The sequence below is a fragment of the Azospirillum griseum genome (assembly GCF_003966125.1).
Classification (GTDB): domain Bacteria; phylum Pseudomonadota; class Alphaproteobacteria; order Azospirillales; family Azospirillaceae; genus Azospirillum; species Azospirillum griseum.
This window is the reverse complement of the sequence record NZ_RXMA01000002.1, coordinates 254,469-277,025: the sequence shown is the minus strand read 5'-3', so window position 1 is coordinate 277,025 and position 22,557 is coordinate 254,469. Positions and strand designations below refer to the sequence as shown.

Genomic DNA, 22,557 nt, shown 5'->3' with positions numbered 1-22,557 from the left:
CTCGGGGCTGACCAAGAGAAATCAATGGGTTAGCATAAATGCCTATTTTTTGTGCATAGGCACGCGAACCCTTGCGCCGCTTGGGTTCCAGGGGGTTCGGCCCAATGTTATCGACACACTTATCCACAGGAATCGTGGATAGTCTTGCGGGCGGGGGAAAAGGGGTGAGTCGGCGTGGCGGCTCGGGCGGCAGGTCCCCGATGCGCAGCGGATCCGCGTCGGGTGGTTGACCGCAGGCAGCGCCTCGACGACAGTCGGGCCATGTCCGCAACGCATCCCTCCGACCTCCCCCCCGACACCCCGCCCGGGGCGGCCCCCGATCCTGCCCCCGCCGCCCCGCGCGCGCGCCGCCGCCCCGCCGATCTGGCGCGCGGGGTGGAGATCATCCGCGAGCATTTGAAAACCCTGCCGCAAACGCCCGGCGTCTATCGGATGCTGGCGGGCGACGGCGCGGTGCTGTACGTCGGCAAGGCACGCAACCTGAAACGCCGGGTGACGAACTACACCCAGGTCGCCAAGCTGCCGATTCGCCTTCAGCGCATGGTGTCGGAAACCGAAACCATGGAGTTCGTCACGACCCACACCGAGGTCGAGGCGCTGCTGCTGGAATCCAACCTGATCAAGCGGCTGGCCCCGCGCTACAACGTGCTGCTGCGGGACGACAAGACCTTCCCGCACATCATGATCACCAAGGATCACGACTACCCGCAGCTCACCAAGCATCGCGGGGCGCGCGGGCGGGAGGCGGATTATTTCGGCCCCTTCGCGTCGGCCGGGGCGGTCAACCGCACCATCACCGCGCTGCAACGCGCCTTCCTGCTGCGCAGTTGCGCCGACACCGTCTTCGCCTCGCGCACGCGGCCCTGCCTGCAATACCAGATCAAGCGCTGCACCGCGCCCTGTGTGGCCCGCGTCTCGCCGGAGGAGTATCAGGCCCAGGTCGGGCAGGCCCGCGACTTCCTGGCGGGCAAGAGCCGCGACATCCAGACGGAGTTCGTCGCCCAGATGATGGCGGCGTCCGACGCCATGGATTTCGAAACGGCGGCGCGCTACCGCGACCGCATCCGCGCGCTCACCGCCATCCAGGCCCACCAGGACATCAACGTCGAAGGGGTGGTGGAGGACGCCGACGTCGTCGCCGCCCACAGCGAGGGCGGGTTGACCTGCATCCAGGTCTTCTTCTTTCGCGGCGGGCGGAATTACGGCAACCGCGCCTATTTCCCCAGCCACGACAAGACCGCCGAGATCGAGGAGGTGCTGGCCGCCTTCATCGCCCAGTTCTACGAGAACAAGGCCGCGCCGCCGCTGGTGCTGGTCAGCCACCCGCTGCCCGAACTGGAGTTGCTGACGGAGGCGCTGAGCCTGCGCGCCGACCACAAGGTCGAGCTGGTCGAACCCAAGCGCGGGGAGAAGCGGCGCATCGTCGACCACGCCCTGACCAACGCGCGCGAGGCGCACGGGCGGCGGCTGGCCGAAAGCTCCTCCCAGGCCCGCTTGCTGGAGGGGGTGGCCGACGTCTTCGGCCTGGATTCGCCGCCGGAGCGGGTGGAGGTCTACGACAACTCCCACATCCAGGGCGCGCACGCCATCGGCGCCATGATCGTCGCCGGGCCGGAGGGCTTCATCAAGAACGCCTACCGCAAGTTCAACATCCGCACCGAAGGGGCGGCTGGCGACGATTTCGCGATGATGCGCGAGGTGCTGACCCGCCGATTCGGCCGCGCCATCAAGGAGGACCCCGAACGCACGCTGGGAAGCTGGCCCGATCTGGTGCTGATCGATGGCGGCATCGGCCAGTTGAACGTTGCGCGCGAGGTGTTCGCCGAGCTGGGAATCGACGACGTGACCCTGGTCGGCATCGCCAAGGGGCCGGACCGCGACGCCGGGCGCGAGCATTTCCTGATCGAAGGCCGCGCGCCCTTCCAGATGGAGCCGCGCGACCCCGTTCTCTATTTCCTGCAACGGTTGCGCGACGAGGCGCACCGCTTTGCCATCGGCACCCACCGGGCCAAACGGACCAAGGCCATCGGCAAATCCCCCATCGACGAGATCCCCGGCATCGGTCCGGCGCGCAAGAAAGCGCTGCTGCACCATTTCGGCAGCGGGGCGGCGGTGGCGCGGGCCGGGCTGGCCGATCTGGAGGCGGTGGAGGGAGTCAGCCGAACCGTTGCAAAAAAGATATACGACCACTTCCATCCCGACGGTTAGAATGCGCCCGCCCGGTGCCCACGCACCTTTCAGCGGCCAGCCTCCAGCGGCCCCCACCAGCGGTTCGAGTCTCCGACCATGTTGACCAGCCTGCCCAACCTGCTGACCTTGTCGCGCATCGCGGTGATCCCGCCGGTCGTCGGGTTGTTCTATGTGTCGGAAGCCTGGGCGGCCTACACCGCCTGCGCGCTGTACGGTGCCGCCTGCATCACCGATTGGTTCGATGGCTATCTGGCCCGCGCCTGGGCGCAGGAAAGCGTCATCGGCAAGTTCCTGGACCCCATCGCCGACAAGCTGTTGGTGGCGGCCACGCTGATCATGTTGGTGGGGTTTGACCGGCTGAACGGCCTGTCGATCCTGCCCGCCGTGGTCATCCTGCTGCGCGAGGTGCTGGTGTCCGGCCTGCGCGAGTATCTGGCCGGGCTGCACGTCGGCGTGCCGGTGACGTGGCTGGCGAAATGGAAGACCGGCATCCAGATGCTGGCCCTGGGCTTCCTGATCGTCGGCGATTACGGCCCGGCGGAGTTTCCCGTCACCTTCGTCGGCACCTTCGGCATCTGGATCGCGGCGGCGCTGACCTTCTACACCGGGTGGGATTACATGCGCGCGGGCCTGACCCACATGATGGCCGAGCAGGCCCCGAAAAAGGCTTCGCCATCTCCCACCGCCCACCGCGTCGGCTGATCTGGAACGCCCCCGATGAAAGTGTTTGGACTGACCGGCTGGAGCGGCAGCGGCAAGACCGCGCTGATCGTCCGCCTGATCCCGGCGTTGACGGCGCGCGGCCTGCGCGTGTCCACCGTCAAGCACGCCCACAAGGGCTTTGACATCGACCATCCCGGCAAGGACAGCCACAACCACCGCATGGCCGGGGCCACCGAGGTGCTGGTCAGCTCGCCGCGTCGCTGGGCCTTGATGCACGAACTGCGCGACGATGAACCCGAACTGACCCTGCCCGACCTGATGGCGAAGCTGTCACCGGTCGATCTGCTGCTGATCGAGGGCTTCAAGCGCGAACCCCACGAAAAGATCGAGGTCTGGCGCGCCGAGGTCGGCAAGCCGCTGATCGCGGCGGAGGACCCCCGGATCGTTGCGGTGGCCAGCGACGGCCCGGTGCCGGACAGCCCGGTCCCGGTGCTGAACCTGAACGACGCCGACGCGGTGGCGGCCTTTGTCGTCGCGCGGTGTGGGCTGGGGGGATGATCCCACCGCAACCGCCCACGCCGCCCCGTCTGGTGATTTTTGATTTTGACGGCACGCTGGCGGATTCCTTCCCCTGGTTCGTCTCGGTTCTCAACGGCGTGGCGGCGCGCTACGGCTTTCGCCCGGTGCGACCGGAGGAGCAGGAGCGGTTGCGTGGCTGCGACACCCGCAGCCTGCTGCGTCACCTGCGCGTTCCGCTGTGGAAGCTGCCCTTCATCGCCCGCCACATGCGCGCCCTGATGGCCAGCGACATCAACGCCATCGCCCTGTTCGACGGCGTTCCCGATCTGCTGCGGACGCTGCACGCGCGCGGGGTGGTGATCGCGGTGGTCAGCTCCAATTCCCCGGACAACATCCGCCGCGTGTTGGGGCCGGATCTGTCGGCGCTGGTGACGCATCTGGCCTGCGGGGCCTCGCTGTTCGGCAAACCGGCGAAGTTCCGCCAGGTGTTGCGCGCGCTGACGATCCCGCCGCATCACGCCCTCGCCATCGGCGACGAAACCCGTGACATCGAGGCCGCGCGTCGCGTCGGCATCGCCTGCGGGGCCGTCACCTGGGGCTACGCCAGCGCCGACGCGCTGGCCGCTCGCCGCCCTGATCACATGTTCGACCGGGTGGAACGGATCGCCGACGCCTTTCGCCTGTGACCTTTTCCCCCTTCGCAGGTCCGGGCCGGGCGGACTAGACTGCCCGCATCATGGTTCAGCTCAGCAACGATTGCTTCGCCTTCGGCGGCGAGATGATGACGGTGGACCGGGCGCTGGCGCGGCTGGCCGAACGGGTTTGCCCGGTGACGGGGGTGGAAAGCGTCGCCTTGGCCGATGCGCTTGGCCGGGCGCTGGCCGCCGACCATGTCGCCCCCTTCAGCGTGCCGCCGCACGACAACGCGGCGGTCGATGGCTACGCTGTCCGCTTCGACGATCTCGATCCCAACGGGCCGACCCGACTGCCGGTGACGGCGCGGGTGGCGGCGGGGCAAGCCTTGCCGCGCCCGGCCCAGCCGGGGGAGGCGGTGCGCATCTTCACCGGCGCGCCGATGCCCGCCGGGCTGGACACCGTGTTCATGCAGGAGGATTGCCGGGCGGAGGAGGGCGTCGTCACCCTGCCGCCGGGCATCCGGCGCGGCGTGAACCGCCGTCTGGCCGGGGAGGATGTGACGCGGGGGGCCGTGGTGCTCACCGCCGGGCGGCGCTTGCGGCCCGAGGACATCGGCCTGCTTGCCTCCTTGGGCCGTCGCGACGTGGCGGTGCGCGCGCGGCTGCGCGTCGCCGTGTTTTCCACCGGCGACGAGGTGCGGGAACCGGGGAGCGCGCTTCCCGCCGGGGCGGTTTATGACGCCAACCGCTATTCCCTGATGGCGCTGCTGGCCCGGCTGGGCTGCGCCGTCACCGATCTCGGGCTGTTGCCCGACCGGGAGGCGGTCATCCGCGACCGGCTGGCCGAGGCCGCCCGCAGTCACGACGCGCTCATCACCTCCGGCGGCATGTCCACCGGGGAGGAGGACCACGTCAAGGCGGCGGTGGAGGCGACGGGCCGGTTGGATGTGTGGCGGCTGGCGATCAAGCCGGGCCGACCGGTGGCGCTGGGCCGGGTGGGGGAGGCGGTGTTTGTCGGTCTGCCCGGCAACCCGGTGGCGGTGGTCGTCACCTTCCTGCGCATCGCCCGCCCGATTTTGCTGCGCCTGATGGGCGCGGCGGACGACGCGCCGACGCTCTACCCGCTGCGCGCCGCCTTCGCCCACAAGAAGAAACCCGGACGGCGCGAGTATCTGCGCGCCTCGGTCCGGCGCGACGCGGACGGCGCGCTGTGCGTCGTCAAACACCCGCGCGAGGGGGCCGGGGTGCTGTCCTCCCTGGTCGAATCCGATGGGCTGGTGGAGTTGCCGGAGGATCTGGCGCGGGTGGAACCGGGCATGCTGGTCGATTTTCTGCCCTTCAACGCGGTTTCGTGAGCAAGAGGTTCGGTGATGAAGATTCTCTATTTCGCCTGGTTGCGGACCAAGATCGGTGTGGCCAGCGAAACGGTCGAGCCGCCCGCCGGGGTTGCGACGGTCGGCGCGCTGGTCGACTGGCTGAAAACCCGCAGCCCCCAGCACGCCGACGCGCTCGCCAACAGCAAGGTCGTCAAGGTCGCGGTCAATCAGGAGCATGTCCCCTACGATCATCCGCTGTCGCCGGGCGACGAGGTGGCGCTGTTCCCACCGGTGACGGGGGGCTGAGGCCGTGACGGTCCGGGTCCAGGCGGAGGATTTCGACGTTGGCACCGAACACGCGGCGCTGACGCGGGGCAAGACCGCCATCGGCGGGGTGGCGCTGTTCGTCGGGTTGGTGCGCGACATGGCGGGTGGCCAGCCGGTCAGCGCCATGACGCTGGAGCATTACCCCGGCATGACCGAAAAGCAGTTGGAGGCGATCGAGGCGGAGGCCCGGCGGCGCTGGCCGTTGGACGACGTGCTCATCATCCACCGCCATGGCCGGTTGGAGCCGGGCGACCGCATCGTGCTGGTCGCCACCGCGTCGGCCCACCGTGACGCCGCGTTCGAGTCCTGCCGCTTCTTGATGGATTGGCTGAAAACCAAAGCCCCTTTCTGGAAGCTGGAAGCCACCCCGGAGGGCGAGCGCTGGGTCGCGGCCAAGGAGAGCGACGACGCGGCCGCCGCGCGCTGGGCGTCTTGACATTTCGCCTGGAAAGCAGGCGACGGCGGTCTTTTGGGCGCGGGTGATGCCATGCCGCTTGAAGGGCGCAATCCTGTTCGTCGATAGGGCCGAAGCAAGGGGGCCGGTGGCCGGAACGGAAAGGCTGGGCCGTTATTCGTCGTGCACACACCGGCTTTCGGGGAACGCCAACGTTACGGTGGTCCCTTTCCCCGGTTCGCTGCGCAACTGGGCGGAACCGCCATGGGCCTCGACCAGCGCCTTGGTGATGGCCAAGCCCAAACCAACGCCGCCCGCGCCGCTGATGTGGGCGTTGCCCGCCTGACCGAACGGTTCCCACACCTTGTCAAGATCGGCGGTGGGAATGCCGGTTCCCGTGTCGTGGATGGCAAACAGAAGCCCCGCCATGCTGGTCGGAGGCTTGGCATGGTGGCGCGCTTCCAGTCGCACCCGCCCGCCGAAGGGGGAAAATTTGATCGCGTTGGCCCCGACATTCACCAGAATCTGAACAACGCGCCGGGCGTCGCAGCGCAAACGGGGCAGGTCATCGTCCATGTCCAGGCTCAGGGTGATCCCGGCGGCGGCGGCGCGGGTGGCCAGCAATTCGCTGGACCGGGCCATAAGATCGCTGACGGTAACGACCTCCTCGAACAATTCGACCACGCCCAGTTCAATGCGCGAGATTTCCAGGATCTCGTCGGTGATGTTCAGCAGATGCTGGCCGGAATTGTGGATGGCGTCGATGTAACCGGCGTAACGGTCATTGCCGATGGGACCGAACAGGCCGCGTTGGATCACCTCGGAATAGCCCAACACGGCGTTCAAGGGGGTGCGCAGCTCGTGGCTCATCACCGCCAGGAATTGGGTTTTGGAGCGGTTTGCTGCCTCCGCCAGTTGCTTGGCGCTCAACAATTCGGCTTCGGCGTGTTTGTAGCGGGTGATTTCCCGCCCTTCGGCGATCAGGAAGCTGACCGCACCGCTGGAGTCGTGCATCGGGCGCAGGCTGAAATCCACGTGGATCGACGGTTGGTTGAGAGGACGGTGCACGGTTTCGAAGCGGATGGCCTCCCCCGCCGCTGCCCGCAACAGACCGGCCCGCAGAAGATCAACGTCGGTCGAGTTGTGCCACCAGGGTGTGTCCCAGAATGGCCGCCCGAACACATCGGCGGCCTCGACCCTGGCGTAACGGAGGGCCGCGTCGTTGGCCTCGATCAACACCCCGTCGGGCGTCAGCAAACCCATGAAATCACTGGCGCTGTTGATGATGGCGTGAAAACGGCGTTCGCGTTCGTGCATCGCGCGGGCGTGGTCGTGCTGTTCGGTCACATCGGTCAGGACCCCTTCCATCCGCCCGGTTCCGCTGCGCCAGCCGCTCAAGGTCAACCAGCGTTCCCCGGTTCCGGTCGGCACCCGGAAGGTCAGGGGAGGGGCCGCGTGCGGATCCGGGCTGTCGGGGTCAGGGCAGGTGATGACCCAGGCGCGCAAGGCCGGAACATCATCGGGGTGAACGAGATCGAGCAGACCGGTGGCCGGATCGAGCAAGCGATCCCGCGTCAGACCCAGACCGCCGAGGTTGCCCGCCGCGTAGTCGATCGGCATCCGGCCATCCATGCGCCAACCCAATCCGATCACCGGGCTGCGGGCGATCATGGCCACCAACCGTAGCCGCTCCTGCTCCGCCACACGGCGCTGTGTGGTGTCACGCCCCACCGCCTGGACCGCCGTCAACCGTCCGGTGGCGTCGAACACGGCGTAACGCCGCCAACTGAACCAGCGGTCCGGGCCGGCTCGACCGGTTGGCCAGGCTTCTTCCGCCGAGGAGGTGGGGGCGCTGGGGCTGGCCTGGGCGACGAAGGTGGCCAGCGAGTCCGCCGAAACGGATGGCATCAGATCACGCAGGTCGCGGTCAATCAGGTCGCGAGGCGGTTCATCGAACAGGGCGGCGAATTCACGGTTGACCAGCGTCACCCGGAAATCCGCGTCGATGCGGACGATGACCTCCGACTGGTCGTCAATCGCGGTGCGGAATTTGTCGCGGCTGGAGAAGACCTTGCAAATGACGCAATGCTCGTCGGCCACATCGCTCAACCACAGCAGAGACATGCCGTTTGGCAGCGGCGACAGGGTGTAGGGCAGGCCGGGTCTGTCGTCCACGGCGCGCAGGAAGGCCACGCCGCTGCGGGCCGAACCGGCGTTTGCGGTGGCCCACACGCCGCCGTCGATGGTCAGAACCGAGTCGATGCGGGCACCGGGCAATTCATCAACCGGATGACCGACCAGCGCGGCAAAGGGAGCGTTCCCCTCGATCACGCTGCCGTCGCTGCTCACGATGCAGGTCGGCGCAGGGGTCGCGGCGAACACCGCGCGCCAATCAATCGTTTCGGCACGCTCCATGCCCAACCCCCTGACCGCGTGTTGAATGCGCCGCAGAGTGACCGGCTGTCACATCGTGGATGATGGGCTGAAACGCCACCGGACTCCACCGAAAAGCCGACGCCCGCTGTTGGGTTGAAAGCGAACAAAACCTATCAATTGAATGGGTTGTTGTCGGTTGGGGCGGAATGCCGCACCGACCCGCGCGGCCTCATGGCTGCATCCCGTTGCGTGCCATGTTCGCCAGTGGGTTGGCGGGTTAAGCTTCGTCGGACGCACAAACCGTGACAACGGACCCAAAAACCGGGAGGATGACGACCATGAGTGCTGCTCCGCCACGCCACGACGCCGAGTCCCCGCTGGTGCTGCGCGAGGACCGCGCGGGCGTCACCACGCTGACGTTGAACCGACCCAAGGCGCGCAACGCCCTGTCGGTCGGCCTGATGGCCGCCTTGCAAACCGAGTTGGAGGCCATCCACGACGACCCGTTGGTGCGGGTGGTGATCCTGACCGGGGCCGGTTCGGCCTTTTGCGCCGGGCATGATCTGAAGGAGATGCGGGCGACTCCGACGCGGGCGGCGTATGACGCCCTGTTCGCCCAATGCGCGAAACTGATGCTGACGATCACCCGGATTCGCCAGCCGGTGATCGCCAAGGTGCACGGCATCGCCACCGCCGCCGGGTGCCAATTGGTGGCAACCTGCGATCTGGCCTATTGCTCCGATCTGGCGCGCTTCGCCACGCCGGGGGTGAACATCGGGCTGTTCTGCTCCACCCCGATGGTGGCGTTGACCCGCGCGGTCGGGCGCAAGGCGGCGATGGAAATGCTGCTGCTGGGCGACCTGATCGACGCCGGGGACGCCGAGAGCATCGGTCTGGTCAACCGGGTGACGCCCGTCGACCAATTGGACGAGGTCGTGGCCGGTGTCGCGGACAAGATCGCGTCGAAATCGCCGCTGACCCTGGCCATCGGCAAGGAGGCTTTCTACCGCCAGATCGATTTGGATGTGGAGGCGGCCTACGCCCACACCGCCCAGGTGATGGCGCAGAACATGATGGCGCGCGACGCCGCCGAGGGCATCGACGCCTTCATTGGAAAGCGCGAACCGGTGTGGTGCGGCCAATGACCCAAAAGATTGACCACGACGACTACAGTGACGCGTTCCTGCGCGGGGTGCTGGACCGCGTCAAAACCATCGCCATCGTCGGGGCCAGCGCCGACCCGGTGAAGGCCAGCTTCTATGTGCTGAAGTATCTGCGCGACAACGGTTATCGGGTGTTTCCGATCAACCCGAAATTGGCCGGTCAAACCATTCTGGGCGAAACGGTGTATGGATCGCTGGCCGATCTGCCGGAACCGCCGGACATGGTGGACATCTTCCGCAACTCCGCCGCCGCCGGGGGCGTGACCGACGAGGCCATCGCCGTGGGCGCGAAGGTGGTGTGGATGCAATTGAGCGTGCGCAACGACGAGGCCGCCGCGCGGGCCGAGGCCGCCGGGCTGACGGTGGTGATGAACCGCTGTCCGAAAATGGAAATTCAGCGTCTGTACGGCGAAATCGGCCGCATCGGCGTCAATTCCAACATCATCCAGACGAAAAAGCAGCCGTTGAAGAAGTTTTTCAAGAAACTCATCTGAGGGAACCGCCATGAGCGCCAACAAGAGCTTTGGGTTTGAGACACGCGCCATCCACGCCGGGGCCGCCCCCGATCCGGCGACCGGCGCGCGCCAGACGCCGATCTACCAGACCACCAGCTTCGTCTTTGACGACGTGGACGACGCCGCGTCGCTGTTCAACCTGCAAAAGGTCGGCTTCATCTATTCCCGCCTGACCAACCCGACGGTCGCGGTTCTGGAAGAGCGCTTGGCCAATCTGGAAGGCGGGGCGGGGGCGACCGCCACCTCCTCCGGCCACGCCGCGCAATTGCTGGCCCTGTTCCCGCTGATGGCCCCGGGCGATCACGTGATCGCTTCGCAGAAGCTGTATGGCGGCACGATCAACCAGTTCGGCACCAGCTTCCCGCGCGCCTTCGGCTGGCAGCCGAGCTTCGTCAACACCGACGAGCCGGAGAATGTCCGCGCCGCGATCACGGAAAAGACCAAGGCCATCTTCGTCGAAAGCCTCGCCAACCCCGGCGGCGTTGTGACGGATCTGGAGGCCATCGCCACCATCGCCAGCGACGCGGGCATCCCGCTGATCGTCGACAACACGCTGGCCACGCCCTACCTCATCAACCCGATCCAGTGGGGGGCGACGCTGGTGGTGCACTCCACCACCAAATTCCTGTCGGGCAACGGCACCTCGGTCGGCGGCGTGGTGGTGGACAGCGGGACCTTTGACTGGTCGAAGTCCGGCAAATACCCGGCCTTGAGCGAGCCGGATCCCGGCTATCACGGCCTGCGCTTCCACGAAACCTTCGGCCATCTGGCCTTCACCATCCACGGCCACGCCGTGGGCCTGCGCGATCTGGGGCCGAGCCAGTCGCCGCAAAACGCCTTCCTCACCCTGAACGGCATCGAAACCCTGCCGCTGCGCATGCAGCGCCACGTCGAAAACGCCCAGACGGTGGCGGAATTCCTGGAAAGCCATCCGGCGGTTGGCTGGGTCAGCTACGCCGGTCTGCACTCGTCCAAGTATCACAGCCTCGCGCGGAAATATTTGTCCAAGGGAGCGGGCGCGGTGCTGACCTTCGGCGTGAAGGGCGGCTACAACGCGGGTGTGACGCTGGTGGAAAGCGTCGAGCTGTTCAGCCATCTCGCCAACATTGGTGACAGCCGCTCGCTCATCATCCACCCGTCCTCCACCACCCACCGGCAATTGTCGGCGGAAGGCCAGGCGACCGCTGGGGCCGGGCCGGATGTGATCCGCCTGTCCATCGGCCTGGAAAGCGTGGCCGACATCATCGCCGATCTGGATCAGGCGCTGAACAAGACGCTGGGGTAAACGCAGACGGAGGAGGCGTCCGGTGGTGCCGGACGCCTCCTTGGACTCAACGCTCGCCTTGGCTGTCTTCGTCAATGATCGCGCGGCGTTCCGCAAACGTCTGTGGGGTTGGTGGAACCGAAGCGGTCAGATCGCCATAGTTGTTGCGATCAACCCCGTCAATCAAACCGGCTGCGCGCAATCCGCTCGCGGAAATGGTTTCCCTTGAGAAAAGTGCCTTTAAAAACTCGCGGTTTCCCGGCTGCATGTAGTAGCTCCAGTGGGTTCCGCGCCCGTTGATACCATCTTCGGACAACGTCGTTTTGAAATTGTCGATGAACCAATTGTCGAATTCGCGACGCCGTCCTGTCTCGTTATCTTTGCGGTTGGTCTGGATATCGATCCAATGCGGGGTTGCTCTCATGCCATCGCGCCCCAGGACGAGCGACTGCTCGGTGTTATTATGGCGGAAGGGGTGAACGGCCTTTGAGGCTCCCCAATGCAGGACGGTGTCGCCTCGGTTGACCAGACTGAACACGTCATATCCGCCGTCCAGGCTAGCGTCGCGCGCGTCGATGCTGAGTTCCGCGCCACCCATCAGCACGACCCGACGCACGGCATTGCCCAGGCCATTTTGGGTCAGCAGGGACAGGGTTTGCATGGTCAATCGCGTGCCCAGGCTGTGCGCGAGAAGATCAATGGTGGCGCCGACGTGCGACAGGGTGCTGATGATCAGAGCCAAGGCGTGCGATGCTTGAACCGTCAAATCAAAGGCCCCATACTGGTAGGAGTTTTCCCAGCCAGCACGTCCATAATCTTTCAATTTCCCCAGGGTGGTCCAACTGAATGGAACAGCAACATCACGAACTTGGTTCCCGCTTTCGTCCGTTTCACCAACCAGAGGCAGCCAGCTGGTGAACGGAGTTTTCAAATCCTTTGGATTTGCGTACACGGTGTTGAAAGCGTCGTGCTTGTTTTCTTCGTCTTCTTCTGTTTTTGGATCGTAACTGAATCCATGAACCAGAACAACCGCTGCAGCGCCGTTCAGTTTTTGAACCCAGGCCGACACATCGGCCTTAAGTTGTGATGATGGCTCAGGAAGGCCGGGATTTAATTTGAGAATGTCTTGATAGAGTGTGTTTCCGCTCTTGTCGCGCAGTTGATCTTTAGCACTTGAAAAATCTTTTGAATCGGGGGCTCCTGCGTGTGTGGCGATCCAGCGGAATCCAAGCATTTTCATCTCCATAAAGAAATACAACTTTTCGATCTTTTGCAGGGAAATCCACAAATATAAAGACACGTATTGAATCGACGTGAATTGTAAAAATCTGTCTCAGAATGATAGAAACACCGAGAAAGTGTAAATTTCAAAACACATCTTTAAATTGATTTTGCGCTTGATGGGATGACCGAAATTGCCGCCGCTACGTCATACGACGCACTTGGCGCGCTGCGGCAACGTGTCATAATCGGTTGAACGGACAGGGCGAAACCGAGCGAAATCTGAGCGAACAGGGACAACAACTCCATGAACCTGACAGGGCGCGAGAAGGACAAGCTGCTGGTCGCGATGGCGGCGATGGTCGCGCGGCGGCGGTTGGAACGGGGCGTCAAGCTGAACCACCCGGAAGCGGTGGCGCTCATCACCGATTTCGTGGTGGAGGGCGCGCGCGATGGCCGCACGGTGGCCGAACTGATGCGCGACGGGGCCACCGTGCTGACCCGCGATCAGGTGATGGAGGGCATACCGGAGATGATCCACGACATCCAGGTGGAGGCGACCTTCCCGGATGGGACCAAGCTCGTCACCGTCCACCAGCCGATCCGCTGAAAAGGGACCCGCGATGAAACCCGGTGAGATCATTCCCGCCTCTGGCGAAATCGTGCTGAACGAGGGCCGCCCGACGGTGGAGCTGGACGTGTCCAACGCGGGCGACCGCCCGATCCAGGTCGGCTCCCACTATCATTTTTACGAGACCAACGCGGCGTTGACCTTTGACCGCGAGGCCGCGCGCGGCTTCCGGCTGGACATTCCGGCGGGCACGGCGGTGCGGTTCGAGCCGGGGCAGACCCGGCGGGTGACGCTGGTCGCCTATGGCGGGGACCGGGTGGTCATCGGCTTCAACCACAAGGTCAACGGCGCCCTGTGACGGGCCGGACAGCATAAGGGCGAACCCAGCATGGCGCATCGCATCGACCGGGCCGAATACGCGGCCCTCTATGGCCCGACCACCGGCGACCGGGTCCGGTTGGCCGACACCGACCTGATCGTGGAGGTCGAACACGACCACACGGTCTATGGCGACGAGGTGAAATTCGGCGGTGGCAAGGTGATCCGCGACGGCATGGGCCAGTCGCAGCGCTCCCGCCATCAGGGTGCGGTGGACACCGTCATCACCAACGCCCTCATCATCGACCATTGGGGCATCGTCAAGGCCGACATCGGCATCACCGGCGGGCGCATCGCCGCCATCGGCAAGGCGGGCAACCCCGACGTTCAACCCGGCGTGACCATCGTCATCGGTCCCGGCACCGAGGTGATCGCGGGCGAGGGCAAGATCGTCACGGCGGGCGGCATCGACGCCCACATCCATTTCATTTGCCCCCAACAGGTGGACGAGGCGTTGAACAGCGGCGTCACCACCATGCTGGGCGGCGGCACCGGCCCGGCGGCGGGGACCTCCGCCACCACCTGCACGCCGGGGCCGTGGCACATGGAGCGGATGCTCCAGGCGGCGGAAGGGCTGCCGATCAATCTGGGATTCTTCGGCAAGGGCAACGCCAGCCGCCCGGACGCGCTGATCGAACAGATCGCCGCCGGGGCCTGCGGCCTGAAGCTGCACGAGGATTGGGGGACCACCCCGGCGGCCATCGACACCTGCCTGTCGGTGGCCGATCAACTGGACGTGCAGGTGGCGATCCACACCGACACGCTGAACGAATCGGGCTTTGTCGAGGACACGGTCGCCGCCTTTGCCGGGCGCACCATCCACGCCTTCCACACCGAAGGGGCGGGCGGTGGTCACGCGCCCGACATCATCAAGGTGGCGGGCCTGCCCAACGTGCTGCCCAGCTCCACCAACCCGACGCGGCCCTTCACCGTCAACACGGTGGATGAGCATCTGGACATGCTGATGGTCTGCCACCATCTCAGCCCGCGCATCCCCGAAGACGTCGCCTTTGCCGAAAGCCGGATTCGCCGCGAAACCATCGCGGCGGAAGACATCCTGCACGATCTGGGCGTCTTCTCCATGATCAGTTCGGACAGTCAGGCGATGGGCCGGTTGGGCGAGGTGGTGCTGCGCACCTGGCAAACCGCGCACAAGATGAAGGTCCAGCGCGGGCGGTTGCCGCAGGAAACCGGCGACAACGACAACGCCCGGGTCAAGCGCTACATCGCCAAATACACGATCAACCCGGCGCTGTCGCACGGCATCGCCCACGCCGTCGGCTCGATCGAGGTGGGCAAGCTGGCCGATCTGGTGGTGTGGTCGCCCGCCTTCTTCGGGGTGAAGCCCGACATGGTGCTGAAATGCGGGACCATCGCGGCCGCACTGATGGGCGATCCCAACGCCTCCATCCCCACGCCGCAGCCGGTGCATTACCGCCGGATGTTCGGCTCCTTCGGCCGGTCGCTCCAGGCCAGCAGCGTGACCTTTGTCAGCGGCACGGCGCTCGAACGCGAGGTCGGCCGCCATCTGGGCCTGCACCGGGAGTTGATCGCGGTGAAGGGAACCCGGACCGTCGGCAAAAAGGACATGATCCACAACGACGCCACCCCGCACATCGAGGTCGATCCCGAAACCTACGAGGTGCGGGCCGACGGCGTGCTGTTGACCTGCGAACCGGCTGTGGTCCTGCCGATGGCGCAGCGCTATTTCCTGTTCTGACGGATCGTTTTCACTCCCTCTCCCCCCTGGGGAGAGGGGTAGGGTGAGGGGATGCGGGACGTGACCGTGGTTCGGCTGCGTCGCCCCCCATCATCCCAACCGTCCCCCAGGGGGGAGACGGTGCAACCAACAGGGTTTTCGGTCTTGATCGGCGTTTTTGATTCGGGGCATGGCGGGTTGACGGTGTTGCGGGCCTTGGTCGATGCCGCGCCCACGCGCCCCTTTGTCTATCTCGGCGACCATGGGGCCGCTCCCTATGGCCCGCGCGACGAGGAGGACATCCACCGCCTGACCTTGCGGGGGATGGAGCATCTGTTTGACCAGGGGTGCCGTCTGGTCGTCATCGCCTGCAACACCGCCGCCGCCGTGTCGCTGCGCCGGTTGCAACAGGAATGGCTGCCCACCGCCTATCCCGGCCGCAACGTGCTGGGCGTGCTGGTTCCGATGGTGGAGGCGATCACGCGGGTTCCCTGGATGATCGACACCGTGCCGCCCGATCATCTGGCCGAACCGCGCACCGTCGGCGTCTTCGCCACGCTGGCGACGGTCAAGTCCGGCTCCTTCCCGCGCGAGATCGGCAAGCGCGCGCCGTCGGTGCGGGTGGTCCAGCAGGCTTGCCCCGATCTGGTTCCGCTGATCGAGCGCGGCGCGCCGGACTCGGAGCTGGCCCCCGCCGTGGCGGGCTATGTCGCCGCGCTGATCGACCGGCTGGAGGGGCAGAGCCTCGACACCGTGGTGCTGGGCTGCACCCATTACCCGTTGGTGGCGCATCTGTTCAGCGCGGCGCTGCCGCCCGGCGTGGAGATTCTGTCGCAACCGCTCCTCAGCGCCCGGTCGCTGGAACAGTATCTGGACCGTCACCCCGAATACCGCCCGGAGCCGGGCGAGACCGGGTTGCGTTTTTTCACCACCGGATCCGCGCCGCTGGTCAGCGAGTTGGCCGGGCGCTTCTTCGGTCATCCGACCCCTTTTGAACGGCTGTCCCCATGACCACCGATTCCACCCGCCGCGCCATGCGCGCCCACACGCGCGGCCATTGGCCGATGGTGCGGGCCACCGGCACCGTGACCCTGGCGTTCGACGACCGGCACCGCCGCCGCATGGCGATGACCGACGATTCGGGGGCCGCCTTCCTGCTCGACCTGCCGCGCGCGGTGGCGCTGGACGACGGCGACGGGCTGGAAATGACCGATGGCGGTTGGCTGCGCGTCGTCGCGGCACCGGAGGAGCTGATGGAGGTCCGGGTTCCCGGCCCGGCGGAATCCTTTGCCCGCATCGCCTGGCATCTGGGCAACCGGCATCTGCCGGTGCAGATCATCGGCGACACCATCCGGTTGCGCCGCGACCATGTGATCGAGGACATGCTGAAGGGGTTGGGCGCGGAGGTGCGCGACGTGCTGTTGCCCTTCATGCCCGAAGGCGGGGCCTATGGCGGCCACGCCCATGGCGGCGGCCACGCCCACGCGCACGATCACGACGATCATCATCATGACCACGGTCATGGGCATGACCACGGGCATGACCACGGGCACTCCCACAGCCATTCGCACAGCCACTCCCACAGCCACACGCACGGGCATGGGCATGAGCGTTGACGCGTCGCCACCGCTCGCCGGAGATGTTGCGGTGAACGCGCTGTCCAGCCACGCGATGACGCGGTTGCTGGCGTGGCTGTCGCCGTCCTTTCCGGTGGGGGGATTTTCCTACAGCCATGGGGTGGAGGCGGCGGTGGATCGCGGGCTGGTCCGCGACCGGGCGACGCTGACCCGCTGGTTGGACGGGGTGGTCCGCCACGGGGCCGGGCGCACCGACGGGATGCTGTTTCTGGCGGTGCACCGCGCCGTGTTGGCGGGGAACGAGGCGGGCTTTGCCTGGGCGGTGGAGCGGGCCGACGCGATGCGGGCCAGCAGCGAAACCGCGCTGGAATCGCGGGCGCAGGGAACCGCCTTTCTGCTGGCGATCCGCGCGGCTTGGCCGCTGGACGGTTTGGAGCGCTGGGACGCCGTGTTGCGCGCGACGCAGCGCCCGCCCGCCTACGCCGTGGCGGTGGCGCTGGTGTCCGCCCTGATCGGCGTGGCGGAAGGACCGGCCCTGACCGCCTATCTCCACGCCTTCGCCGCCAATCTGGTGTCCGCCGGGGTGCGGCTGGTCCCGCTGGGCCAGACCGACGGGCAACGGGCGCTCGCCGCGCTTGACCCCATCACCCACGCGGCGGCGGCGGCCTTGCTGGTCACGCCGCTGGAGGATCTCGGTGGCCGGGCCATGGCCATCGATTGGACCTCGATGATTCACGAAACCCAATACACAAGGCTGTTCCGCTCATGACCGCAGTTTCCGCCGCAGTTTCCGCCATCGAAAAGAGCCACACCGGCCCGTTGCGCGTCGGCATCGGCGGCCCCGTCGGCTCGGGCAAGACCGCCCTGACCGACGCGCTGTGCAAGCGCATGCGCGACCTGTGGAACGTCGCCGCCATCACCAACGACATCTACACCAAGGAGGATGCGGAGTTCCTGACCCGCTCCGGCGCGTTGACGCCGGACCGCATCATGGGCGTGGAAACCGGCGGCTGCCCCCACACGGCGATCCGCGAGGACGCCTCGATTAATCTCGCCGCCGTGGACACGATGAACGCGAAGTTCCCCGATCTGGAACTGATCTTCATCGAATCGGGCGGCGACAATCTGGCTGCGACCTTCTCGCCCGAACTGGCCGACATCACGATCTATGTGATCGACGTGTCGGCGGGCGACAAAATCCCGCGCAAGGGCGGGCCGGGCATCACCCGTTCCGACCTGCTGGTCATCAACAAGACGGACCTTGCTCCGCTGGTCGGTGCCAGCCTTGAGGTGATGGACCGCGACAGCCGCAAGATGCGCGGTGAGCGCCCCTTCGTCTTCACCAACATCAAGGCGGGCGAGGGGCTGGAGGCCATCCAGTCCTTCATCGTCCAGCGCGGCGGCTTGCCCGCACGCGGCTGATCGGCCGGGTTGGTCCCTTTGTGGCGATGGGGCGGGCGGCTCGCAAGGGCCGCCCGCCCTGCTGTTTGAAAGGACCGCCGTTTGAAAGGACCGTCGATGGTTTTGATTTGGATCAATGAAATCACCAAAGTATCCATGTTTGAACTGTACAGTTTGACGTCTAATTTTCTCAATCACTCTCAAGAATAAGACGGTTTTGTTTCGATACGAACAAGTTGATTGGACCTTTTTCTTGGTTTATGGTGCAATGCACAAAGGGGATCGACGCGACTTTCAGGCTACGGCATCACTGGCCCTGAAAGGAAACCGCCTTCGGTGTCCTGACCCGTCACCCTGACCATCAGGATCCTGCCATGACCACGATCATTCCGTCCGTCGCCACGCTGGAAGGCAAGAAGGGCCTCATCCTCGGCATCGCCAACGACCAATCCATCGCCTGGGGCTGCGCGCGCGCTTTCCGCGCCATGGGGGCCGAACTGGCGGTCAGCTACCTGAACGAAAAGGCCAAGAAGTTCGTCGAACCGCTGGCCCAGCAGCTGGAAGCCGAGATTTTCGAGCCGGTGGACGTGACCGGCGAGGGGCAGCTCAAGGCCATCTTCGACAAGATCGGCGAAAAGTGGGGCCGTCTGGATTTTGCCCTGCACAGCATCGCCTTTGCCCCCAAAGAGGACCTGCACGGTCGCGTCGTCGATTGCTCGCGCGAGGGGTTCCAGCAGGCGATGGATGTGTCCTGCCACTCCTTCATCCGCATGGCGCGTTACGCCGAGCCGCTGATGACGAACGGCGGTTCGCTCTTCACGATGTCCTATTTCGGCGCGAACCGCGTCATCGACAATTACGGCGTGATGGGGCCGGTCAAGGCGGCGTTGGAGGCCAGCGTGCGCTATCTGGCCGCTGAGCTGGGGCCGAAAGGCATCCGTGTCCACGCCATCTCGCCCGGTCCGATCAAGACCCGCGCGGCGTCGGGCATCGCCCATTTTGACGAGTTGATGGACAAGGCCGCCGACCGCACCCCCGAACACCGTCTGGTGACGATCGAGGAGGTCGGTTACACCACCGCGTTCCTCGCCACCGATGGCGCGAAGGGCATCACCGGCGACACGACCTACGTCGATTGCGGCTATTCCATCATCGGCTGATCCGCCGGGGGATGAACCGAAAAAGGGCGGGTGCGGCGAACGCACCCGCCCTTTTTGCGTTCGTACCGGCGGATGCATCGTTTGGGTGCGTCAAATTGCCGTGTGACGCCGCGCTCGGTATGGTATGGCCGGAATTCCCACCATAATCCCCCTCAGGCATGGTGCCGGATACCACCCCCGTCCGGTTCGGGTGGTCGTTCGGCAAGGGAGGAGGCCGGGGAGGCATGGGCGTCATCACATGGCGACGGCAGTTGAGCGTCGGTCAGCCAGCCATCGACGACGATCACAAGCACCTGATCGGGTATCTCAACGAACTGGACGCGGCGTTGACCAGCGAGCGGTTCCAACCGATCCGCGTGGCCCGCATCCTGGTGAAGCTGCTGGAATACACCAAGGAGCATTTCGCCCGCGAAGAGCGGATCATGCAAAAGGTGCATTATCCGAAATACGAGGAGCATGTGCACCAGCACCGCGAGGCCGTGCGGCTGGTCAGCGAGCTGTCGAACCGCTTTTCCTCCGACCCCACGCACGAGAACGCGGAAAAACTCTACAAATTCACCGCCGATTGGCTGGTGCGCCACATCATCCTGCAAGACACGCAGTTGACGCCCTATGTGCGTGGTGTCTGGGGGTGAGCGCCACCAACCCTGCCCCCCTGAGGCGCGGCGCGCGCGGGGGCAGGGCGGGGGGAACAATGAACAGGGCGCTGTGACGATCAGGCCGCTGTGACGCGGTCCTTGAACTCGTCGATGCGGTAGCCCTGGGCGTAGAGCAGCGCGGTCAGGTCGCCGTGATCGACCCGTGCGCGCGCTTCCGCCGCCACCGACGGCTTGGCGTGATAGGCCACGCCCAGGCCGGCGGCCAATAGCATCGGCAGATCGTTCGCGCCATCGCCGACCGCCATCGTCTCGGCCATCGGCACCCGGTGTTCACCGGCGTAGGCGACCAGCGCCTCCAGCTTGCTGTTCTTGTCGAGGATCGGTTCCTCGACCCGGCCGGTCATCACGCCGTCGACGATTTCCAGCCCGTTGCCGCGATCCTCGTGGAAACCGACCCAATCGCGCACCTTGGCCGTGAAGCAGCGGAAACCGCCCGACACCAGCACGCAGGTGGCCCCGTTGGCCCGCATCGTCGCGATCAGTTGGGCGGCCCCCGGCATCAGGGTGGCGCGCTGCCACACCTCGTCAATGACCGTTTCCTTCAGGCCCTTCAGCAGGGCGACGCGTTCGCGCACCGCTTCCTTGAAATCCAACTCGCCGTTCATGGCGCGGGCGGTGATGTCGGCGATGTGGTCCTTCAGCCCGACATAGTCGCCCAGCTCGTCCAACATCTCCTGTTCGATGATCGTCGATTCCATGTCGGCGATCAGCAGGCGCTTGCGCCGGGTGGCGGCGGCCTGGGCGAACACGTCCAGTCTTACCCCGTCCAAAGTTGCCAGCGCCTTGCGGATTGCCGCTTCGGCCTGTTCAGGGGCGAGGTTGCCGAAGGGCAGGTCGCAGGCGGTTCCCGGAGCCAGCCAATCGGGCGCGCCCGCGTCGGCCCCCAACGCCACCAGCGCCGCGCGGGCGGTCAGGACGGCGCTTTCGTCAAGCGTGATGGAGCGGGGGGCGATCAGCGTGGCAACGGCGTTCATGGCGGGTGTCCCGGCAAGGGGGAGGATCAAGTAGGGTGATTTCGCCGCTGCCTACCACAGCCGGGCAAGCGGGTCCAACGAAGCTTCTGGGACAGGCACCGCGCGCGCTGGTGTTCGCCTGAAAAGGGCGCAACACTGGTGAACGTGTTCCAGCAGGACGGGAGGGAAGGGGACGGATGCCAGACTGGCTGTCGGTGCGGCGGGACGGCGACACCGGGATCGAAACGATCCGCGCCCATTTCACCGGCCACGCTTATGACCCTCACGACCATGATGAATGCCTGATCGGCGTGACCGAACATGGCGTGCAGCAATTCCACTGCCGTCGCCGGACCAACATCAGCACGCCGGGCCGGGTCATCCTGATCGAGCCGGGGGAGGTCCATGACGGGCACAGTCCATCGGAAGAGGGCTTCACCTACACCATGCTCTATTTGCCGGTTCCCGTTCTGACCGGGCGGGCGGAGGGGTTGCGCGGAATGGGTGGTGCGTCGCCCTTGGGCTTCCGGGCAACCTTGGCCGACGATCCCGGTCTGGCGTTGGCGATCCGAACGGCGTTTGCCGCGATCCATGGCGCGGAAGGTCGCTTGGCCCGTGATTCGGGGTTGGATGCGCTGGTGGAGCGGTTGAGCGGGCATGCGGCACCGCCCGGCGTGTCCCGGCGCGCGCGGCCCGGCTCCGCCCTGTTGCGCGTGCGCGCGGCGCTGCACGACCGCATGGCCGAGGATGTCGGGGTGGAGGAACTGGCGGCTCTGACTGGAATGGACCGCTTCCGTTTGTCCCGTCAATTCCGCGAGGCCTACGGGCAATCTCCCCATGCTTATCTCATCCGCCTGCGTTTGAAGGCGGCCCGGCGGTTGCTGGCGTCGGGGATGGCCCCGGCCCTGGCGGCGGCGGAGGTCGGATTCGCTGACCAAAGCCATTTGGGCCGATGGTTCCGCCGCGCCTATGGCTTGACCCCCGCCGTCTATCGGCGAATCTGCACAAATCTTCCAGACTGAAGGCGGCGGGCCAATCAGCATGGAGGCGAAAGGAGTTCTTCCCCATGCCTGACGTGTCGATCCATTCCCCGTCCAACCCGGACGCTCTGCTGTCCGCGCCGATTCCGGCCCGCGTGTCGTTCGACGGCAAGATTGCCTTGATCGTTCGCGATGACCTTGCCGTATGGCAGAAGCTGAACGTCGCCGCTTTTCTCGCCAGCGGAATTGCCGCCTCCGCCCCGCAGGCCATTGGCGACGCCTACGCCGATGGGGCGGGGCGGCGCTACAGCCCGATGCTGGGTCAACCGGTTCTGGTGTTTTCCGCCGACCTTGAAGGGTTGCGTGGCGCGCACCGGGTGGCGTTGGAGCGTGGCTTGACCATCGTTCCCTACGTCGCCGCGATGTTCTCCACCGGCCACGACGCCGCCAACCGGGCGGCGTTTGCGGCGGGGGATCCCGACGCGTTGGATTGGGTTGGGATCGCCCTGCATGGTGCGAAAAAGGCGGTGGACAAGGCGATCAAGGGGTTGATCTTGCATGGTTGAGACCGTGCCCCTGGATCGGGCGTGGCGTCA

The 22,557-nt window shown here is 65.9% G+C and carries 24 protein-coding genes; 21 read left to right on the top strand and 3 right to left on the bottom strand.

Annotation, left to right across the window (positions count from 1 at the left end; translation table 11 throughout):
* Nucleotides 1-261: 261 nt before the first annotated feature.
* From uvrC to moaE, 7 genes are all read left to right on the top strand, one after another.
* Nucleotides 262-2,208, top strand: a complete 1,947-nt coding sequence (uvrC, locus tag EJ903_RS03955) for an excinuclease ABC subunit UvrC (protein ID WP_126612333.1) — start codon at nucleotides 262-264, stop codon at nucleotides 2,206-2,208.
* A gap of 78 nt (nucleotides 2,209-2,286) precedes the next feature.
* Entirely contained in the window at nucleotides 2,287-2,892 is a 606-nt protein-coding gene (pgsA, locus tag EJ903_RS03950; RefSeq protein WP_126612331.1) for a CDP-diacylglycerol--glycerol-3-phosphate 3-phosphatidyltransferase, read from the top strand.
* Between the two features lie 15 nt (nucleotides 2,893-2,907).
* Nucleotides 2,908-3,411: a molybdopterin-guanine dinucleotide biosynthesis protein B gene (gene mobB, locus EJ903_RS03945; protein ID WP_126612329.1), complete on the top strand. Its 504-nt coding sequence runs from the start codon at nucleotides 2,908-2,910 to the stop codon at nucleotides 3,409-3,411.
* A complete protein-coding gene (locus EJ903_RS03940; RefSeq protein ID WP_126612327.1) occupies nucleotides 3,408-4,058 on the top strand; it encodes an HAD hydrolase-like protein in 651 nt (216 codons plus the stop codon). The genes mobB and EJ903_RS03940 overlap by 4 nt, the downstream gene beginning before the upstream one ends.
* 50 nt (nucleotides 4,059-4,108) lie before the next feature.
* The gene (gene moeA / locus EJ903_RS03935; protein ID WP_126612323.1) at nucleotides 4,109-5,362 is read left to right on the top strand and encodes a molybdopterin molybdotransferase MoeA; all 1,254 of its coding nucleotides are present in this window, start codon (nucleotides 4,109-4,111) and stop codon (nucleotides 5,360-5,362) included.
* A 15-nt stretch (nucleotides 5,363-5,377) separates the two neighbouring features.
* Nucleotides 5,378-5,629, top strand: a complete 252-nt coding sequence (gene moaD / locus EJ903_RS03930; RefSeq protein WP_126612321.1) for a molybdopterin converting factor subunit 1 — start codon at nucleotides 5,378-5,380, stop codon at nucleotides 5,627-5,629.
* Between the two features lie 4 nt (nucleotides 5,630-5,633).
* On the top strand, nucleotides 5,634-6,086 hold the full coding sequence (gene moaE / locus EJ903_RS03925) for a molybdopterin synthase catalytic subunit MoaE (RefSeq protein ID WP_126612319.1): 453 nt from the start codon (nucleotides 5,634-5,636) through the stop codon (nucleotides 6,084-6,086).
* A 132-nt stretch (nucleotides 6,087-6,218) separates the two neighbouring features.
* On the opposite strand, the gene EJ903_RS03920 is transcribed toward moaE, so the two are convergent.
* Nucleotides 6,219-8,459, bottom strand: coding sequence for a PAS domain-containing sensor histidine kinase (locus tag EJ903_RS03920; protein ID WP_126612318.1), 2,241 nt, complete (start codon nucleotides 8,457-8,459; stop codon nucleotides 6,219-6,221).
* A gap of 299 nt (nucleotides 8,460-8,758) precedes the next feature.
* Here EJ903_RS03920 and EJ903_RS03915 point away from each other — a divergent pair, with 299 nt between their 5' ends.
* Genes EJ903_RS03915 through EJ903_RS03905 form a run of 3 tightly spaced genes read left to right on the top strand, consistent with a single transcriptional unit; the run spans nucleotide 8,759 to nucleotide 11,383 of the window.
* Complete coding sequence (locus EJ903_RS03915; protein ID WP_126612316.1) at nucleotides 8,759-9,565, top strand: enoyl-CoA hydratase; 807 nt, start codon at nucleotides 8,759-8,761, stop codon at nucleotides 9,563-9,565.
* Nucleotides 9,562-10,077: a CoA-binding protein gene (locus tag EJ903_RS03910; protein ID WP_126612314.1), complete on the top strand. Its 516-nt coding sequence runs from the start codon at nucleotides 9,562-9,564 to the stop codon at nucleotides 10,075-10,077. The genes EJ903_RS03915 and EJ903_RS03910 overlap by 4 nt, the downstream gene beginning before the upstream one ends.
* 10 nt (nucleotides 10,078-10,087) lie before the next feature.
* A complete protein-coding gene (locus tag EJ903_RS03905) occupies nucleotides 10,088-11,383 on the top strand; it encodes an O-acetylhomoserine aminocarboxypropyltransferase (protein WP_126612312.1) in 1,296 nt (431 codons plus the stop codon).
* Nucleotides 11,384-11,429: 46 nt separating this feature from the next.
* Here the strand turns inward: EJ903_RS03905 and EJ903_RS03900 are convergent, their stop codons facing one another.
* Nucleotides 11,430-12,662, bottom strand: coding sequence for an alpha/beta hydrolase (locus EJ903_RS03900; RefSeq protein WP_126612310.1), 1,233 nt, complete (start codon nucleotides 12,660-12,662; stop codon nucleotides 11,430-11,432).
* Between the two features lie 228 nt (nucleotides 12,663-12,890).
* Here EJ903_RS03900 and EJ903_RS03895 point away from each other — a divergent pair, with 228 nt between their 5' ends.
* The 9 genes from EJ903_RS03895 to EJ903_RS03855 all read left to right on the top strand — a co-directional run bounded on the left by EJ903_RS03895 (nucleotide 12,891) and on the right by EJ903_RS03855 (nucleotide 20,004).
* A complete protein-coding gene (locus EJ903_RS03895) occupies nucleotides 12,891-13,193 on the top strand; it encodes an urease subunit gamma (RefSeq protein ID WP_126612308.1) in 303 nt (100 codons plus the stop codon).
* Nucleotides 13,194-13,206: 13 nt separating this feature from the next.
* Nucleotides 13,207-13,512, top strand: coding sequence for an urease subunit beta (locus EJ903_RS03890; protein WP_126612306.1), 306 nt, complete (start codon nucleotides 13,207-13,209; stop codon nucleotides 13,510-13,512).
* 30 nt (nucleotides 13,513-13,542) lie between these two features.
* Nucleotides 13,543-15,252: an urease subunit alpha gene (gene ureC, locus EJ903_RS03885; protein ID WP_126612304.1), complete on the top strand. Its 1,710-nt coding sequence runs from the start codon at nucleotides 13,543-13,545 to the stop codon at nucleotides 15,250-15,252.
* 144 nt (nucleotides 15,253-15,396) lie between these two features.
* Nucleotides 15,397-16,242 carry a glutamate racemase gene (gene murI / locus EJ903_RS03880; RefSeq protein ID WP_246015166.1) on the top strand — a complete coding sequence of 282 codons (846 nt, stop codon included), beginning with the start codon at nucleotides 15,397-15,399 and terminating at the stop codon, nucleotides 16,240-16,242.
* On the top strand, nucleotides 16,239-16,847 hold the full coding sequence (locus EJ903_RS03875; protein WP_126612300.1) for an urease accessory protein UreE: 609 nt from the start codon (nucleotides 16,239-16,241) through the stop codon (nucleotides 16,845-16,847). Before murI ends, EJ903_RS03875 begins: the two co-directional genes overlap by 4 nt.
* On the top strand, nucleotides 16,837-17,577 hold the full coding sequence (locus EJ903_RS03870; protein ID WP_126612298.1) for an urease accessory protein UreF: 741 nt from the start codon (nucleotides 16,837-16,839) through the stop codon (nucleotides 17,575-17,577). The genes EJ903_RS03875 and EJ903_RS03870 overlap by 11 nt, the downstream gene beginning before the upstream one ends.
* Nucleotides 17,574-18,230 carry an urease accessory protein UreG gene (gene ureG / locus EJ903_RS03865; protein ID WP_126612296.1) on the top strand — a complete coding sequence of 219 codons (657 nt, stop codon included), beginning with the start codon at nucleotides 17,574-17,576 and terminating at the stop codon, nucleotides 18,228-18,230. Before EJ903_RS03870 ends, ureG begins: the two co-directional genes overlap by 4 nt.
* A 353-nt stretch (nucleotides 18,231-18,583) precedes the next feature.
* On the top strand, nucleotides 18,584-19,369 hold the full coding sequence (gene fabI, locus EJ903_RS03860) for an enoyl-ACP reductase FabI (protein ID WP_126612294.1): 786 nt from the start codon (nucleotides 18,584-18,586) through the stop codon (nucleotides 19,367-19,369).
* Nucleotides 19,370-19,593: 224 nt separating this feature from the next.
* Nucleotides 19,594-20,004 carry a bacteriohemerythrin gene (locus EJ903_RS03855; RefSeq protein WP_126612292.1) on the top strand — a complete coding sequence of 137 codons (411 nt, stop codon included), beginning with the start codon at nucleotides 19,594-19,596 and terminating at the stop codon, nucleotides 20,002-20,004.
* A gap of 80 nt (nucleotides 20,005-20,084) precedes the next feature.
* Here the strand turns inward: EJ903_RS03855 and serB are convergent, their stop codons facing one another.
* On the bottom strand, nucleotides 20,085-21,002 hold the full coding sequence (gene serB, locus EJ903_RS03850; protein ID WP_126612290.1) for a phosphoserine phosphatase SerB: 918 nt from the start codon (nucleotides 21,000-21,002) through the stop codon (nucleotides 20,085-20,087).
* Between the two features lie 176 nt (nucleotides 21,003-21,178).
* On the opposite strand from serB, the gene EJ903_RS03845 reads away from it, so the two are divergent.
* Together EJ903_RS03845 and EJ903_RS03840 are read left to right on the top strand one after the other, a co-directional pair.
* Complete coding sequence (locus EJ903_RS03845; RefSeq protein WP_126612288.1) at nucleotides 21,179-22,003, top strand: AraC family transcriptional regulator; 825 nt, start codon at nucleotides 21,179-21,181, stop codon at nucleotides 22,001-22,003.
* Nucleotides 22,004-22,047: 44 nt separating this feature from the next.
* Nucleotides 22,048-22,527, top strand: coding sequence for a DUF2000 family protein (locus tag EJ903_RS03840; protein ID WP_126612286.1), 480 nt, complete (start codon nucleotides 22,048-22,050; stop codon nucleotides 22,525-22,527).
* Nucleotides 22,528-22,557 lie beyond the last annotated feature (30 nt).

What these genes read in the sequence shown, in the direction of transcription:
- serB (WP_126612290.1), bottom strand. Translation starts at nt 21,002, where the DNA reads ATGAACGCCGTTGCCACGCTGATCGCCCCCCGCTCCATCACGCTTGAC.
- EJ903_RS03840 (WP_126612286.1), top strand. Translation starts at nt 22,048, where the DNA reads ATGCCTGACGTGTCGATCCATTCCCCGTCCAACCCGGACGCTCTGCTG.
- mobB (WP_126612329.1), top strand. Translation starts at nt 2,908, where the DNA reads ATGAAAGTGTTTGGACTGACCGGCTGGAGCGGCAGCGGCAAGACCGCG.
- EJ903_RS03905 (WP_126612312.1), top strand. Translation starts at nt 10,088, where the DNA reads ATGAGCGCCAACAAGAGCTTTGGGTTTGAGACACGCGCCATCCACGCC.
- EJ903_RS03940 (WP_126612327.1), top strand. Translation starts at nt 3,408, where the DNA reads ATGATCCCACCGCAACCGCCCACGCCGCCCCGTCTGGTGATTTTTGAT.
- moaD (WP_126612321.1), top strand. Translation starts at nt 5,378, where the DNA reads ATGAAGATTCTCTATTTCGCCTGGTTGCGGACCAAGATCGGTGTGGCC.
- fabI (WP_126612294.1), top strand. Translation starts at nt 18,584, where the DNA reads ATGACCACGATCATTCCGTCCGTCGCCACGCTGGAAGGCAAGAAGGGC.
- EJ903_RS03890 (WP_126612306.1), top strand. Translation starts at nt 13,207, where the DNA reads ATGAAACCCGGTGAGATCATTCCCGCCTCTGGCGAAATCGTGCTGAAC.
- ureC (WP_126612304.1), top strand. Translation starts at nt 13,543, where the DNA reads ATGGCGCATCGCATCGACCGGGCCGAATACGCGGCCCTCTATGGCCCG.
- EJ903_RS03895 (WP_126612308.1), top strand. Translation starts at nt 12,891, where the DNA reads ATGAACCTGACAGGGCGCGAGAAGGACAAGCTGCTGGTCGCGATGGCG.
- EJ903_RS03870 (WP_126612298.1), top strand. Translation starts at nt 16,837, where the DNA reads ATGAGCGTTGACGCGTCGCCACCGCTCGCCGGAGATGTTGCGGTGAAC.
- EJ903_RS03915 (WP_126612316.1), top strand. Translation starts at nt 8,759, where the DNA reads ATGAGTGCTGCTCCGCCACGCCACGACGCCGAGTCCCCGCTGGTGCTG.
- EJ903_RS03875 (WP_126612300.1), top strand. Translation starts at nt 16,239, where the DNA reads ATGACCACCGATTCCACCCGCCGCGCCATGCGCGCCCACACGCGCGGC.
- pgsA (WP_126612331.1), top strand. Translation starts at nt 2,287, where the DNA reads ATGTTGACCAGCCTGCCCAACCTGCTGACCTTGTCGCGCATCGCGGTG.
- EJ903_RS03845 (WP_126612288.1), top strand. Translation starts at nt 21,179, where the DNA reads ATGCCAGACTGGCTGTCGGTGCGGCGGGACGGCGACACCGGGATCGAA.
- moeA (WP_126612323.1), top strand. Translation starts at nt 4,109, where the DNA reads ATGGTTCAGCTCAGCAACGATTGCTTCGCCTTCGGCGGCGAGATGATG.
- EJ903_RS03855 (WP_126612292.1), top strand. Translation starts at nt 19,594, where the DNA reads ATGGGCGTCATCACATGGCGACGGCAGTTGAGCGTCGGTCAGCCAGCC.
- EJ903_RS03910 (WP_126612314.1), top strand. Translation starts at nt 9,562, where the DNA reads ATGACCCAAAAGATTGACCACGACGACTACAGTGACGCGTTCCTGCGC.
- EJ903_RS03920 (WP_126612318.1), bottom strand. Translation starts at nt 8,459, where the DNA reads ATGGAGCGTGCCGAAACGATTGATTGGCGCGCGGTGTTCGCCGCGACC.
- uvrC (WP_126612333.1), top strand. Translation starts at nt 262, where the DNA reads ATGTCCGCAACGCATCCCTCCGACCTCCCCCCCGACACCCCGCCCGGG.
- ureG (WP_126612296.1), top strand. Translation starts at nt 17,574, where the DNA reads ATGACCGCAGTTTCCGCCGCAGTTTCCGCCATCGAAAAGAGCCACACC.